Annotated in this window: 13 protein-coding genes, 1 tRNA gene and 1 pseudogene; 7 read left to right on the forward strand and 8 right to left on the reverse strand. The window is 35.1% G+C overall.

What is annotated here, in order from left to right; translation table 11 throughout:
* Window positions 1–37: 37 nt before the first annotated feature.
* The 5 genes from OPR52_RS06510 (at window position 38) to OPR52_RS06530 (ending at window position 3249) form a co-directional block, all read left to right on the forward strand.
* Complete coding sequence (locus OPR52_RS06510; protein WP_065094495.1) at window positions 38–811, forward strand: 30S ribosomal protein S6; 774 nt, start codon at window positions 38–40, stop codon at window positions 809–811.
* Window positions 811–1086 carry a 30S ribosomal protein S18 gene (gene rpsR / locus OPR52_RS06515; RefSeq protein WP_007548890.1) on the forward strand — a complete coding sequence of 92 codons (276 nt, stop codon included), beginning with the start codon at window positions 811–813 and terminating at the stop codon, window positions 1084–1086. Before OPR52_RS06510 ends, rpsR begins: the two co-directional genes overlap by 1 nt.
* Before the next feature lie 7 nt (window positions 1087–1093).
* Window positions 1094–1648 carry a 50S ribosomal protein L9 gene (rplI, locus tag OPR52_RS06520; RefSeq protein WP_006279792.1) on the forward strand — a complete coding sequence of 185 codons (555 nt, stop codon included), beginning with the start codon at window positions 1094–1096 and terminating at the stop codon, window positions 1646–1648.
* A gap of 236 nt (window positions 1649–1884) precedes the next feature.
* Window positions 1885–3177, forward strand: coding sequence for an adenylosuccinate lyase (gene purB / locus OPR52_RS06525; RefSeq protein ID WP_264722894.1), 1293 nt, complete (start codon window positions 1885–1887; stop codon window positions 3175–3177).
* A tRNA-Met gene (locus OPR52_RS06530) sits at window positions 3177–3249 on the forward strand. Before purB ends, OPR52_RS06530 begins: the two co-directional genes overlap by 1 nt.
* A gap of 189 nt (window positions 3250–3438) precedes the next feature.
* Here OPR52_RS06530 and OPR52_RS06535 read toward each other — a convergent pair.
* Together OPR52_RS06535 and OPR52_RS06540 are read right to left on the reverse strand one after the other, a co-directional pair.
* Window positions 3439–4695 (reverse strand): iron-containing alcohol dehydrogenase, encoded by a 1257-nt coding sequence (locus OPR52_RS06535; RefSeq protein ID WP_265038084.1) that lies wholly within the window; start codon window positions 4693–4695, stop codon window positions 3439–3441.
* Window positions 4696–5195: 500 nt separating this feature from the next.
* A complete protein-coding gene (locus tag OPR52_RS06540) occupies window positions 5196–6215 on the reverse strand; it encodes an IS110 family RNA-guided transposase (RefSeq protein WP_265037747.1) in 1020 nt (339 codons plus the stop codon).
* A 158-nt stretch (window positions 6216–6373) separates the two neighbouring features.
* Between OPR52_RS06540 and dapE the strand changes: the two genes are divergently transcribed.
* Window positions 6374–7570: a succinyl-diaminopimelate desuccinylase gene (gene dapE / locus OPR52_RS06545; RefSeq protein ID WP_265038086.1), complete on the forward strand. Its 1197-nt coding sequence runs from the start codon at window positions 6374–6376 to the stop codon at window positions 7568–7570.
* Window positions 7571–7687: 117 nt separating this feature from the next.
* On the opposite strand, the gene nth is transcribed toward dapE, so the two are convergent.
* The 3 genes from nth to icd form a co-directional block, all read right to left on the reverse strand.
* The gene (gene nth, locus OPR52_RS06550; RefSeq protein ID WP_209472633.1) at window positions 7688–8326 is read right to left on the reverse strand and encodes an endonuclease III; all 639 of its coding nucleotides are present in this window, start codon (window positions 8324–8326) and stop codon (window positions 7688–7690) included.
* A gap of 21 nt (window positions 8327–8347) precedes the next feature.
* A complete protein-coding gene (locus tag OPR52_RS06555) occupies window positions 8348–9604 on the reverse strand; it encodes a molecular chaperone DnaJ (RefSeq protein WP_265038088.1) in 1257 nt (418 codons plus the stop codon).
* Window positions 9605–9686: 82 nt separating this feature from the next.
* Window positions 9687–11105, reverse strand: coding sequence for an isocitrate dehydrogenase (icd, locus tag OPR52_RS06560; protein ID WP_010082497.1), 1419 nt, complete (start codon window positions 11103–11105; stop codon window positions 9687–9689).
* A 145-nt stretch (window positions 11106–11250) separates the two neighbouring features.
* Between icd and OPR52_RS06565 the strand changes: the two genes are divergently transcribed.
* Window positions 11251–11799, forward strand: coding sequence for an RDD family protein (locus tag OPR52_RS06565; RefSeq protein WP_265038090.1), 549 nt, complete (start codon window positions 11251–11253; stop codon window positions 11797–11799).
* A 100-nt stretch (window positions 11800–11899) separates the two neighbouring features.
* Here OPR52_RS06565 and OPR52_RS06570 read toward each other — a convergent pair.
* The 3 genes and pseudogenes from OPR52_RS06570 to nuoE form a co-directional block, all read right to left on the reverse strand.
* Window positions 11900–12732, reverse strand: a protein-coding gene (locus OPR52_RS06570) for an IS5-like element ISWpi1 family transposase (protein WP_265037890.1) whose coding sequence is annotated in 2 segments (ribosomal slippage) — window positions 11900–12363 and window positions 12363–12732 — 834 coding nt in all. Because the reading frame shifts where the segments join, the coding sequence is not laid out codon by codon here.
* A gap of 60 nt (window positions 12733–12792) precedes the next feature.
* Window positions 12793–13737, reverse strand: a pseudogene (tgt, locus tag OPR52_RS06575) (tRNA guanosine(34) transglycosylase Tgt); the annotation flags it as partial.
* Window positions 13738–14238, reverse strand: a complete 501-nt coding sequence (gene nuoE / locus OPR52_RS06580) for an NADH-quinone oxidoreductase subunit NuoE (RefSeq protein WP_010962799.1) — start codon at window positions 14236–14238, stop codon at window positions 13738–13740.
* Window positions 14239–14326 lie beyond the last annotated feature (88 nt).

Below are 14326 nucleotides of genomic sequence, written 5' to 3' on the forward strand. Positions count from 1 at the left end.
ATAATGAAATATTTAATCGGTATTAAAGGAAGATATAGTGAATCTTTATGAATTTACTTTTATAACACAACAAGGATTATTACAGCAAGAAGTAGAGGAGATGGTCCAAGAGCTAGCTGTTTCATTGAAAAATATTAAAGCAGATGTTATGTTCCAGCAAATCAGGGATATTCTGAAAAAAGGAAATGACAAGCTTACAACACAAGAGTTAGAAGTGCGTGCTGAAAACATTAAAGAAGGTCTAGTTGCTTACTCTGATTTCTTGGAAGATCTTACAAAAATTTTATGGGTTGAGTTGGAAGAAGATCTTTCAAATTTGAAAGAAGTGAAGTCAAAAATCGATAAAGAGTTGAAAGATGACCTAAAAGATTTAGGAATAACGCAAGATTTTACAAAATTTCTAGGAGGCAGTACTAAAAGTGCGTTTATCCATAACGCAGTAAATGCTTTGAAGAGAAATATTTCAGAACATCTAATAAAGATTTTTCAAGATATTTTGAAAGATTTTAGAATAAACGGTCCAACTCAATCGAGCAAAGCGTTGGAAATGCTTTTGAAAAACATTGAAGCATCAGGATTAATCAAGTATGAACATTGGGGTCTTTTGGATTTTGCATATCACAAAAATAAAATGAAGAGCGGTCATTATTGTATAATGTGCATAAGTTCTACTGCAAGCATTCTGGATGAATTTATGCGTAGAATGAAACTTAATGAGAACGTTATTCGCCACTTTCCTGTGCAGGTTGATAAAATTTTTGAAGGTAAATCTCATATGATGAATAAACAAATTGAGGAGCAAAGCGCATAATGATGAAAAGACGAAATAGTTTTAATAATTCTTACGTATCTGTAAATAATAGGACTGGCTTTAGGCGTTCTAAAGTTTGCCCTCTTGCTGCGTCTAAAGATGAAGACATAGATTATAAGAATATAGATTTATTATCCAAGTTTACCTCTGACTATGGTAGGATATTACCTAGAAGATTAACAGGCGTATGTGCAAAAAAACAAAGGAAGTTACGCTTAGCGATCATAAGGGCACGTTTTTTAGCTCTTATTCCTTACTGTACTAAAAAAGTTTAGGTAATTTATGTTGATAATTTTAAAGGAAAATATAAGGACTTTAGGTAAGCTTGGTGAAGTTGTCAAAGTTAAACCAGGTTATGCACGTAATTTTCTTTTTCCACAAAGAAAAGCGGTGAAAGCTACCAAGGAAAATTTAACAAAGCTAGAGGAGCAACGTTTATTACTGGAAGAAGAGAATATAAAAAGATTAAATGTAGCAAAAGAGCTTGCATTGTCACTACATGATAAGTTTGTGGTATTGATAAAGCAAGCTTCAGAGGATGGTAAAATTTTTGGTTCTGTAACAACACGTGAAATTGCGAAAATTTTACTACAAGAAGGACATGTGATAGATCACCGTAGTTTATCTTTTGGTGGAGTAAGCATCAAAAACTTGGGTGAATACCAAGTAAACGTAGAATTACATAGTGAAGTAGTAGTACCAATTACTATATACGTCGTGAAATCCGAAACAGATGCAAATGAGCTAAGGCAAGTAAAATTGCAAAATCAGAAGTCTGAGCAACAAGAGGCAGAGCAAGATGCGAATAAAGAAGCTACTGATGGTGATGATAGCTGATCAAAGATGATCCCTTGTTATAGTCGTAAAGAAATGTCTGCCATGGCTAAGCTGGTGTCATCCCAGTGCTTCCCTCATGTCATCCCAGTGCGTGACACTGGGATCCAGTTTATTTCATCATGGACATTATTTTATGCTTCTAGAATCCGTTGTCCATTGAATAATTTGCAAATACTTTTATATCTGGATTCCAGTGTCACGCACTGGAATGACACCATTATTGGAATAAATCAAAAATGATTCCCCGCTATAGCAGAAAAGAAATGTCTTCCATTTGGGAGGAAAATAATAAATTTAATATATGGCTTAAAATAGAAAAATTAGCGTGTGAAGCTCAAGCAAAGTTAGGAGTGATTCCGAATAATATTGCTGAGAACCTCTCTGGTGCTATTGAATTTGATGTTGAATGTATCAACGAAATTGAATCCATTGTAAAACATGATGTTATAGCTTTTCTGACATATGTTGCTGAAAAAGCGGGAGTTGATGTTCGTTATCTCCACTATGGAATGACAAGTTCTGATGTTTTGGATACATGCCTTGCGGTGCAGTTGAAAGAGTCATGTGATATTTTACTCGAGAATCTAAAAAATATACTTGCAGTATTGAAAAAAAAAGCTGATGACTATAAAGATATTGTTTGTGTTGGACGCAGTCATGGAATGCATGCAGAACCAACAACTCTTGGATTAAAATTTGCTAGATTTTATGCTGAATTTAAACGCAATTATCAGAGATTAATTAGCGCACAAAAAGAGATCTCTATTTGTAAAATATCAGGTGCAGTAGGTAATTTTGCAAATGTTGATCCGTTTGTTGAAGAGTATGTAGCGAAAGAAATGGGACTCATACCTGAAACCATATCATCTCAAGTCATTCCTCGTGATAGACATGCCATGTTCTTTTCAGTTTTGGGAGTGATTGCAAGCTCAATAGAAAATATTGCAATTGAAATTCGTCATTTGCAAAGAACTGAAATCGGCGAAATTTCTGAGCATTTTTCCACTGGGCAAAAGGGGAGTTCTGCTATGCCACACAAATGTAATCCTATTTTAAGTGAAAATCTGACTGGACTCTCACGTTTAATACGCAGTTATGTTTTTCCTGCGTTAGAAAATGTTGCATTGTGGCACGAACGTGATATATCACACTCGTCTGTGGAAAGATGCATTGCTCCTGATGCTTGTATAACAATGGATTTTGCTTTAGTGCGATTAACAGATTTGATAGATAAATTGGTGATCAATAAGGAAAACATTGAAAAGAACTTAAATTCTTCAAAAGGTTTAGTTTTCTCACAGCGTGTATTGCTTGAGTTAGTAAATAGTGGTTTGGCGAGGGAAGAGGCGTATAAAATTGTTCAGAGCAATGCAATGAAAGTGAAACAAAACAACAGTGATTTTCTGGCCGAATTGAAACAAGATAAACCCTTACTTAAGGTTATTAACTCGGAAAAACTTGAATCTTTGTTTGATTTGAAGTATTATACGAAACATATAGATCATGTGTATAATAAGGTTTTTAATTAGGCTGAGTAGCTCAGTTGGTAGAGCAGGAGGATCATAATCTCTTGGTCGGGGGTTCGAGTCCCTCCTCAGCCACTCGAACTAGACTATGTTTAGCAAAAGCAGCGCTCTAAGTGCACTGAGTGGAATAGTGTGACTCAGTGTCAGCTACTTGGAGTGAGTTGTGTATCCACTCAGGTGAGGAGACAATGGATATAGGAGATTGTGAAAAGGTTTAGTTTTTGGCCTATGATCTCTTTAAATGACAGAATTTTACTACAAAACTTAACTTTCTTCTATGCAGTTAGCTAAGTCAAGAAAGGTGAATCTATCTCTTGTTGCAAACGCAAGATCGACCACTTTACAATATTGTTCTTTATTCCAATTGAGGTGCTCTGGTAAGTGTGGAATTGATAGATCTTCAAATATTTTTTGCAGGTGTTTTGCAGGTAGTAAATTTTGCTTAATTAAACTGGAAATATTATGCCATTCTTTGCGAATAATCTCTTGGATTTTTTGCTGCAGAATTTGCTTCTGTTCAAAAGTTCTTACAAATTCAATATTATCAAAGCACTGAGTTATATGTTTTACATCTAAAGTGGTCGGTTTGATTATTGGGTTTTGTATTGATAATATCTTTTCCTGTAAATTAGCCATAGTAATCGTTGTGACAGCAATTTTTTCACCATGTAGTGAGGAATAATCTTTTGTTACCATTTCCATTGCGTGAGCTATCATATGCTCTCCTTGGCTTGCAGAATAGCTGCCTTTTGACATCACCATTCCAAGTCCTGAAATTAGTAGAACTTCCATAAGTAATAGGACCACTTTTCTACTTCTTTTAGTAAGCGCCGTATATTCTCTTAGCAAAATTTGCTCCAAATCATGAACAAGTGTAAAAGGTAATTCATTGTATTCTGTGCTAAGCAACAAATGAGATAGTAGCCAGTCAGCCTGAACTGTTGAACGACAAATGAAATCTGCAAATCCGCTTAATGTGAGACGCAGTGGTGCATTGGCAAGTATGTCTATATCTATATATATTGCTCTTGGAAGATGTGCTTTGAACGATTTTTTATATCCATTTACTAATATTGAAGCATTTGCGGATGTATATCCATTCATGGAAGCGGCTGTTGGGAACGATATATAATCTTTTTTCTCGAGGTAGCTTGCATATTTGCAGATATCGTTAACGGTGCCGCTACCAAATGCAACTATTAAGTCACTGTCTTTTACTTTGTTTCTCACTAGATTTACGGTTTCAAGAGAGGCAGCTCTGCTTGGTGTCATTTCTCTACCTGGTGTCATTCCAGCGCGTGACACTGGAATGACAGGTGTGGCTGGAATAATTAAATGAGAAATTTTATTAAATACGTTTTTGTTTAAAAGTTTTGCTGTATTTTCATCTGCAACTAGAAAGATGTCATTTCCGTGTCGTGTGCATATTTCATAGATATCATCAGCAAGGTGGTAATCTGTTATTACTTCCCTTAGAAAAGTTTGTTCGGCTTGATGTAATATTTGTTTTAAATAGTGCATAGAGTTCTCTAATTGCATGAAAGTCAATAATAATTTTTTGTATCATGAAAAATATTTTTTGATGTAAAATTCAGCTCTAATACAACCTTTTATTTACTATCGTATTATCTTATTCAATCAAAAGGGGTTTTATTGGCAATAAAAACACCAGCACTAAATTTCTAATTAATCCCTTTTAAATTATGCAGCCAATGAATATGTGGATAAATACGCCACACACATTTAAAGTATTTATCCACATATTCATTAAGCTTATAAAAACTAAGGTATCATTCTTTCCCTCCATAGTCTTAATATAAGTTAAAATAGCATGCTTCCATGGTTCTCTCCGCGGTCTGATATGGCTAATTTGTATTTTAGCCAAGCCGCACTATACTTGTTAGGCGGAAGTGGACGGCAACATGTGTCTTACGAAGTCTATGCTTCAACCTAGGATCTTGCTTATCCCTTCCATCGGCATTGCTATCTTTACTTTACATCAAATTATCTACTTTTTGCATTTATTGATAACAAAATTCTGTTTTACTAACCAATATCCTATGCATAATTACAGACAACTTCCGCGCTACGGCAACAATTGCTTTCTTCATACCCTTCTTTTTTGCAAGCCTCAATCCCCAGCTTCTCAATTTAAATTTCCTTTTACATTTTACCAGTAAGACTTGTGCTGCTTCGTACAACACATTCCTACATTCTACTGGTCCCATTTTTGATATACTTCCATGCCGATCAATCTCTCCAGAAGCGTACTGTCTTGGGCTCAATCCCATATAGGCTCCAACTGCATAAGATGTTTCAAACCTATATGCATCATCTATCGCAGCTTTGTATGTCATTGCTACTATAATACCAACTCCTGGAACAGTAGTTAATAATTTACAATCCTCATCTTTTTTACCTTGCTCTGAGAGCATTTTGTCAAGTTTTCTTATCGATTCTTCTATTGTTTCTAAGCTATGTACTAATACTTCAATTGAGTTCTTGCTAATTTCATCTAGCTCATTAATTATTTCTTGCACTTTTAAAACGAAACTTGTAGATCTGGCACGCTGATCAATTTTTATCCCGTATATTTTTAATAATCCTCTTATTGTTCCCTCAATTTTCCCTCTGCTACGTGTTAATTGTCTTCTGCTTCCAAGCATTATTTTAATCTGACAAGCTTCATCTGACTTTACTAATACCTCTTTAAATAGCCCAACTCTCATCATTTGTGCTATACCTCTTGCATCATTTTTATCATTCTTATTGATTCTTGCAGACAATGCTGCTGCCATATGCCTTGCATCTACACAAGTTACTGGCAATCCAAATCTCCTCAATTCTTTGCACATTGATATTGATAGTTGTCCACTTTCTATCCCTATTGCTTCATATTTTTTGCTTTGACTAAGCAAATACTCCGCTATTGTACTGCTTTCACTTACAATAACTTCTTCTTTAACAATTTTTCCTTTCTCATCAATGATACTGATAAAAGTTTCCTTGAGTGAGACATCTAATCCACTATAATATTTCATGAGGCTGCTCCTACTGTAAAAGTTTAAATTATTTTTGAAGAACTAATTCTATTGAACTTGTTACTTCGTGCTAAAATAATGGAGTATGTCTCTCCATCATTCAATAGCAATTACAGTATGTGTTTACAATATAGCAATATAAGTATTTTAAGATTGACATGAAAATTGACCCTGTAGAGCTAACTAAGAAATTGATCTCTTTTGAGAGTATAACACCAAGGGACGGCGGGGCAATAGAGTATATAGCAACAATCTTCAAGAAGAGTGGCTTTGATTGTGAGATTTTAGAATTTGGTGATAAAGTTAAAAATCTTTATGCGAAATATATAAATGGAGTACCAAATTTGTGCTTTGCTGGGCATGTTGATGTTGTACCACCGGGTCAGTTAAAAGATTGGGCATTTGGTCCATTTAATCCAGAAGTGAGAGATGGCATATTATATGGAAGAGGGGCGGCTGATATGAAAAGCGGAGTAGCTGCGTTTATTGCTGCTATGGTAAATTTGATTGCAGAGAAGTTTCAATTTAATGGTTCGATAAGTGCATTGATTACCAGTGCTGAAGAAAGCATGGAAGAATATGGAACAAAGGCAGTTTTGGAATGGATGAAAAATAAGCAGAAAAAGATAGATTTTTGTGTGGTTGGCGAACCAACCAGTAGTGAGAAATTAGGTGATACCATAAAAATAGGCAGAAGAGGTTCTGTAACATTTGAATTAATTTGCCATGGAAAACAAGGGCACGTTGCCTATCCAGACCTAGCAGATAATCCAATATATAAGGTAATATCGATATTGAGTAAGGTAAAAAATACTACTTTTGATCATGGTAATAAATATTTTCAGCCTTCACATTGCGAAGTTACTACTATCGATGTTGGAAATAATACTAGCAATCTAATACCTGGTTCAGCAACTACACGTTTTAACATTCGATATAACAATGAACAAACACCGGGTGGCTTATATAAGCTGATTGATGAAATATGCTCCAGTGTAACTAACGATTATAAACTTTCTGTGCATAGCAGCAGGGACGTTTTCCTCTCTACTCCCGATAGAAATACTGATATTATGCTTGATGCGATAAATAAAGTTACCAGTATTGATGCTGTGCTGAGCACAAGTGGTGGCACATCTGACGCTGTGTTTATCAAAGATGTTTGTCCAGTGATTGAATTTGGTATAATCAACAAAACTGCACATCAGATAAACGAATGCGTATCAGTAAACGATATACACAAGTTAACAGCTATATATAAGGAATTTATAGAAAATTATTTCAATCCCACTAATAAAATATTGAATCAGGTCAACGTAGTTAGTAATATATCTAGTGGTCCATTGTTAGCTTAGATGTAATCAGATCTCTTTCATAACTGTTGTCTGAATAACAACTGGTGTCATTCCAGCAAAATGTGTCAAGTAAGTTTTTTCGTTTCTATAGCTACTTGGATGACAAAAGAAGAAATACTAGACTTTATACCTTTTGCACTCAAATTCACATAAATCATGAATTATGCACGTTTCACACGAAGGTTTCTGTGCTTTGCAAACATATCTACCATGCAAAACTAGCCAATGATGAGCATAAAGCAGGTATTTTTTGGGAACCACATTTAAAAGAGATTGTTCTGTTTTAAACACATCTTTTTCTTTCACAAGCCCGATTCTATTGCTCACTCTAAAAACGTGAGTATCAACTGCCAATGTTGGAATGCCAAGCCCCGAATTTAAGAACACATTAGCGCTCTTTCTTCCCACTCCCGGCAAAGACACCAAATCATCGAAATCAGTAGGCACTTTGCTATTGTACCTCTCAATCAATATTTTGCTGAGCCCGATTATGTTTTTTGCTTTGGAATTATATAAACCAATACTGCTTATGCATTTTCTTAGCTCACTCTGCCCAAAACTCAGCATTTTTTCTGGCGTATCAGTGATACTAAATAGCTCCTTTGTAATTTTATTAACGCTTATATCAGTTGTTCGCGCTGATAGAACTATCGCAACTAATAACGTAAAATCATTGGTATAATTCAGCTCTATTTTTGGTGCAGGATTTGATTGCTTGAATTTTTCAAATATCAGTTCTACTTTTTTTGAGTCCATGCATAGAGCTAAAAGCTTATACTACACTGGTTGCTGTGCAAATTCAATTCCTTTAGGCTTAGATAGTCCTTCAGCATTAACATCAGACATATCAGTTTTTACCTCATCAAAATTCCTCTCAGCAAATTCGCTTGCCACTTCCGCAAAACACTTTTTAATAAGAGGCATAACAATTGGCATTAACAGTTTTCGTGGATCATACCATCCTAACAGGTCAGTTTCCTTTTGTACCCTATCTCTTGGATCCTCTTCTAGTAAATCTTTTGTGTGCTTTTCAGCATATATTTCACAGCCTTTTGAGAAAACAGGAGCTAACATTTCAATTAATACTGCCAATAACAATAGTGAACCAAGTATGGTTCCACCAACAGTTAATCTATTAGCAATGAAATTTGTTGTAAGTAGATAAACAGAAAAAGCAGCTAAAGGATAGTCGATAAGAAGCTTACTGCCTAGCTCGATATAGTTCATTTTACTTATGAATTCATCAGTGGAAATTTCTGAATTTTTATACTTTTCCATATAATAATTCACTAATAAACCAAAGGCTCTACTAATAGCGATGTTAAATGCTATGATCCACCATGAAAAATAGCAACCTATAGTAACTGTAGGTAACAGGTCTAAGGGTAGAACACTAAGAGTCCGAATAAATAGTAAGGCATTTTTACGTTCTATAAATCTTAACGCTAATTCTTTTTTATCCTCATCTACTAGGTTCTTTTTTTCCTTTAGAGGAGAAATATAAAAAAATAGCCGTATACTAGGTTTTGATAAGCGTTTATTAAGCTCGCCAGGGTCTGACGGCCTAAAAAAACTGCCATAAATATCTCCTGAAAAACAGTATTCCACATCCTCTTCAAACGCACTATCATTCTTTTTTAATATAGAAGTCAATTCATCAAAATCTTTACCTATAGCTTCTTCACCAATCCCTAGTGTATCGAACAGCTTCTTTCTATAATGAAATTCACGTGCTGTTAAACGTCCATTACTTTCAGCACCAACACTGACTTTAACACAAGGATTTCCTGACTCTAAAGGTTCAATGTACTTTTTTAGCTCTTGATAAGCTTTATAAATCTGATCAAATCTATTTTTGTCTCCACCTTTGTCAGGATGGTTTACAAGTATCAATTTATTATATTGTTTTTTCAGAAACTTGCTAAGAGCTTGATAATCCTTACCTACAATTTGTTCAGCTTTTATCTCTAGTACGTTAAACAGATCATTATTATCATAAAACTCCTGACCAGTTAACTTAAAATGTTTACTCATTACTACACCTCACATAAATACACGATACTATTAGTATAATATATTTAATGTTTCACACAAGCATAAAAATATCAAGCAACCACTAAGAGAAGAAACCCTCTTTCCCATCATACAAATACAACTTATCCATTCTCACCACATCAAAATTATGTTCCTCAAATTTGATTAGCAAGTTATTCACATCACTATTTGTAATTTCATTATTTGCAATGAACCTGCAGGTTATTTGGTCACTTGAAGACTTTGAACTTCCTGGCCAAATCGCAAGGCCTTTTGAATATATTGCTATAATCTGCGGATTACTTGTTTCAAACAACTTCACTATTTGGTCAAAGTCAGCCGGCTTACTCCAGGCAAGCGTTATATCGCTACCCACTAGTTTTTTAATCTTATAATCCTGTTCATAATTATCCTGTATTTTATCCACTTTACTATTTGGATCACTGCCAATTATAAGCTCAGATAATGTTTTCGGTTTTTTTCCTAGATTGTCTATAACAGCTTCTGCAAATTCTTTTGTACCAACTTTCTGTTTACTTCTTTTCTCCTTATATAAATCGGCAGTGTGTATTCCATCCTCCAAAGTCTTGAGCCATGCATCGTAGATTAGTTTTGCAGTACCCACTTGACCTATGTAAATTAGCATATGCACTGCAGCATTTAAAAGACCAGAAGGATTGGCTATGTTTTTTCCTGCAATATCAGGGGCAGAACCGTGCACTGCTTCAAACATTGCGTATTCATTCCCGATGTTGCTACTTCCGGCAAGCCCCACAGATCCAGAGGTTTGTGCGACTATATCTGATAATATGTCGCCATATAAGTTCTCGGTTACTATAACATCAAAATTCTCCGGTTCTGTTGCAACACGCGCCATTCCAATATCAACTATATAATGTTCTGCCTTTATATCTGGGTATTCCTTTGCAATGCGATCAAACGCGGCATGGAAAGTTCCGTCAGTCATTTTCATGATGTTATCTTTAGTCAGGCAAGTTACTTTTTTTCTGTTGTGTTTTTTTGCATATTCAAAAGCGTACCTGCATATCTTCTCTGAGCCAGATCTAGTAATAATTTTAGTGCATTGGTAAGAGTCACCAGTGAGCCTATGCTCTATTCCGGTGTAAACGTCCTCTTCATTTTCACGTATCACTACGATATCAAACTTATCGAATTTATTTTCTATAACAGGATGATATGAAATGCATGGTCTGATATTTGCATACAACCCTAGATTTTTTCTGAGTGCAACGTTTAAGCTTTTGTGCCCTTTACCTTGAGGAGTTGTTGTCGGAGATTTTAATAATATTTTTGTCCTTTCAATTGATTCCCAACCACTTGGAGAAATTCCGTGAGACCATTCTTTACTGTAAACACGCTCCCCTATTTCAATAATATCTATTGAGATTTCCGCTTCTGCTTCGCGCAATATCGACAGCACCGCTTCCATGATTTCTGGTCCGATACCGTCGCCATATGCAACTGTGATTAGTGTTGACATAACTTCCCTAGTTATAAATGATTTAATATTAATTTAAATAATAGAGTGGCACAAGTAGCTAATATTACCCAAGTTAGTATATTTACGGTTATTTAATAACGTATTTTTATATCATATGATGATATTATGAAATATAGGTGGGGTTATGAATACTGAAATAAATGTTAAAGTAAATTATGTAGGATTTACAAGGCGTATTGTAGCAGAAATACTTGACCTCATCATATTTTCCCCTCATTTTATCTTCGGTTTTATCTATGGTGTATTCATCGTATCATTACAAGATAAAGATAAAGATAAAGATAAAGACTCTTTTCAGGAACTTGCACAACTAGCAACAGAAATACCATTTATAGTTTCTACAGTGGTCGCAACATTAGTACTAACAATATCCAAAATATTAATGGTAACAAAACTTGGTGGTACCCCAGGAAAACTATTGTGTGGTATGCATATTAAAGATGCTAATACATTTACAAATGTTACCCTTATGCAAGCAACAATAAGATGTATTTCTAAGGGAAGCATCTGGATTATTTTTCGCTTTTTGCTTCATCTGCATTATCATGGTTATACTTTTCTATATCTTTTAATTGTGCTAATTTTATTTTTGTTTGCAGTATTTGATCAACGCAAACAGACTTTTCACGACAAAATTGCAAACACGGTAGTGATAGATTATAAACCTAGTTGATATTTTCCTTTAGCTGTCTGCCACCAAGGGTGTCATTCCAGTGTCACGCGCTAACTTAAGGTAAATTGCCAACTTAGAGGTTGTCCGGAAACAAGTAAATTCAAGCATATTCCCTCTTTAACATAACCCTACTCATAGCTAGGTATATGAAATTCTCAGTGGATGTTGTGAGTAAATCATACTCCTTCGATAGCCTTCTATTCCTATTAACCCAAGCAAAAGTCCTTTCTACAACCCATCTTCTTGGCTGTACTTTAAACCCTTGTTCTCTTGTTGGTAGTAGCTCAGGTGGCGTATCTTTGTGCACCCAAAATCTACATGTAGGCCTTTTAACAATTTCAATATCTATGTCATATTCTTCCTTTATGTGATTCTTTAAATTTCTTCCTTGGTATCCCATGTCAGCCCACATTTTTTTAACTTTAGTATATTTTGTTCTCATATTGTTTAATGCTATTTTAATACCATCTCTATCATTTTCGTTAGCAGCGCCTACGTAACAACCTAGTATAAAACCCTGAGTGTCTGTAATTATATGCCTTTTTCTACCCTTTACTTTTTTACTTCCATCATAGCCTTTGATCCCCCCTTTTCTGTAGTCTTTACAGATTGACTATCTACTATACAGGCACTCGGCTGCTCATTCCTTCCTATTTTTCTTCTACTATATTTTGTAATTTCATAATTCATTTTCTCAAAAATTCCCTGCTTCTTCCATTGCCTGAACTGCTCATACACAGTCTTCCATAGCGGAAAATCATTTGGTAAATACCGCCATTGACACCCTGTACGCAATACATAGAAAATTGCTTCTAATATTTCTCTTTTGCTATACTTTGGCGGCCTTCCTCCTTTCTTGTATGATACTCTGAAGTGTTTTTCTATTCTTGCCCATTCCCTTTCGCTTAGATCTGTTGGATACTTTTTTCTCATCTTTACCCCGTACTAAAATTTCAGATATTATAGCCTTTTACTTGTTTCCGGACAACCTCTAATATGCTCTTTGCACTTTGAAGAAATAGAATTTCTGTTTTTTACTTTAACAAGTGCGCCACCATGCCTTGCTAAGCGGGTTGGATGCACGCAATCAAACGTGTCAATTCCAAGCTCTACTCCGCGAAAGATGTCCACAATTCCACCAATACCAAGCAAATGAGTAGGCCTGTCTTTTTTCAGGTGGTCCATAGTGAAAGAAACTACATCATGCATCTGCTCTTTACTTTGACCAAGTGATCCACCTATTGCTTGACCAAAAAATGGCAAATCGTTGATAAAATCACAACTTTCTCTACGTAAATCTTGATACACTCCGCCTTGACTAATTCCATACAGTGCCTGCTTGCCATTATTGTTTTTTTCAAATTCATTTAAAGAACGTTCAGCCCATCTGTGGCTCATGAGCATTGATTTTGCTGTGTATTCTTTGCTTACGTGAAATGGAGTGCATTCATCTAAAACTAGGATTAAATCTGCACCTAATTTCTGTTGAATTTGTACAGATTTTTCAGGAGTTAAGCAATAAATTTTACCATTAATGTAAGAACGAAAAATTGCCCCATCCTCATTAATTTTGATCAAAGTTTTTTGTTTTTTTCTTATTCCTTTTATCTCTTCCGAAACTGATCCGTGGCCTAAGCTAAATATCTGATATCCACCTGAGTCAGTTAGCATTGGCCCATTCCATCCTATCATCTTGCGCAAACCACCAAGTTTTGCAACAGTATTCTCTCCTGGTTGAAGCATTAGGTGATAGGTGTTGGAAAGTATGATTTGGGTACCAGCTTCACTTATTCTTTCAATATCTGCAGCTTTAATTGCAGCTTTTGTTGCGCAGAATATAAAAGCGGGGGTTTCTACGCTTCCATTTGGAGTTTTAATTGTTCCAACTCTTGCAGAACCTGATTGCTTGATTCTCTTGAATGAAAATTCTTCTTTCATCTATTTGCCTGAAAGTTCTGTTATGATGTTTTCTACTTTCTCAGGAGTAAGATTTTCATAGAAGTCATTATTGATCTGCACAACGGGAGCATTAACGCATGCACCTAGGCATTCAACTTCTTTTAAAGTGAACAAATTATCTTTAGTAGTCTCACCGATATTGATTCCAAGTTTTTTTTTAAAGGTATTTAAAACTTCTTCACTATTGCACAACCAGCAAGGAGTTGTTCTACAAATTTGTATTAGATATTTGCCTACTGGTTTTAAATTATACATGGTGTAAAAATTTGCCACTTCATATACACGAATATGTGGAATATGCAGCATATCAGCAACATAACGCATAGCAGATTCAGAAACCCATCCGCATTGCTCTTGAACCAGATATAGTAAAGGCATAACAGCACTACCTTCTCTACCTTTGGGATACATCTCTATAAACTTTCCCGCTTTCTTGAGGTTTTCTGATGTAAAACTAAACTGCTCTTCTTTTTCTATCATTCATGAGACTCGTGTAAACTTTAACAGATTATACCTGTAGAACCAATGATTGCAATTGTTGGTTTTTTGAGAAATAGCATAAAGCTTC

The sequence above is a fragment of the Wolbachia endosymbiont (group A) of Hylaeus communis genome (assembly GCF_947251915.1).
In the GTDB taxonomy this organism is placed as follows: domain Bacteria; phylum Pseudomonadota; class Alphaproteobacteria; order Rickettsiales; family Anaplasmataceae; genus Wolbachia; species Wolbachia pipientis.

What these genes read in the sequence shown, in the direction of transcription:
- rpsR (WP_007548890.1), top strand. Translation starts at nt 811, where the DNA reads ATGATGAAAAGACGAAATAGTTTTAATAATTCTTACGTATCTGTAAAT.
- rplI (WP_006279792.1), top strand. Translation starts at nt 1,094, where the DNA reads ATGTTGATAATTTTAAAGGAAAATATAAGGACTTTAGGTAAGCTTGGT.
- purB (WP_264722894.1), top strand. Translation starts at nt 1,885, where the DNA reads ATGATTCCCCGCTATAGCAGAAAAGAAATGTCTTCCATTTGGGAGGAA.
- OPR52_RS06535 (WP_265038084.1), bottom strand. Translation starts at nt 4,695, where the DNA reads ATGCACTATTTAAAACAAATATTACATCAAGCCGAACAAACTTTTCTA.
- OPR52_RS06540 (WP_265037747.1), bottom strand. Translation starts at nt 6,215, where the DNA reads ATGAAATATTATAGTGGATTAGATGTCTCACTCAAGGAAACTTTTATC.
- dapE (WP_265038086.1), top strand. Translation starts at nt 6,374, where the DNA reads ATGAAAATTGACCCTGTAGAGCTAACTAAGAAATTGATCTCTTTTGAG.
- nth (WP_209472633.1), bottom strand. Translation starts at nt 8,326, where the DNA reads ATGGACTCAAAAAAAGTAGAACTGATATTTGAAAAATTCAAGCAATCA.
- OPR52_RS06555 (WP_265038088.1), bottom strand. Translation starts at nt 9,604, where the DNA reads ATGAGTAAACATTTTAAGTTAACTGGTCAGGAGTTTTATGATAATAAT.
- icd (WP_010082497.1), bottom strand. Translation starts at nt 11,105, where the DNA reads ATGTCAACACTAATCACAGTTGCATATGGCGACGGTATCGGACCAGAA.
- OPR52_RS06565 (WP_265038090.1), top strand. Translation starts at nt 11,251, where the DNA reads ATGAATACTGAAATAAATGTTAAAGTAAATTATGTAGGATTTACAAGG.
- nuoE (WP_010962799.1), bottom strand. Translation starts at nt 14,238, where the DNA reads ATGATAGAAAAAGAAGAGCAGTTTAGTTTTACATCAGAAAACCTCAAG.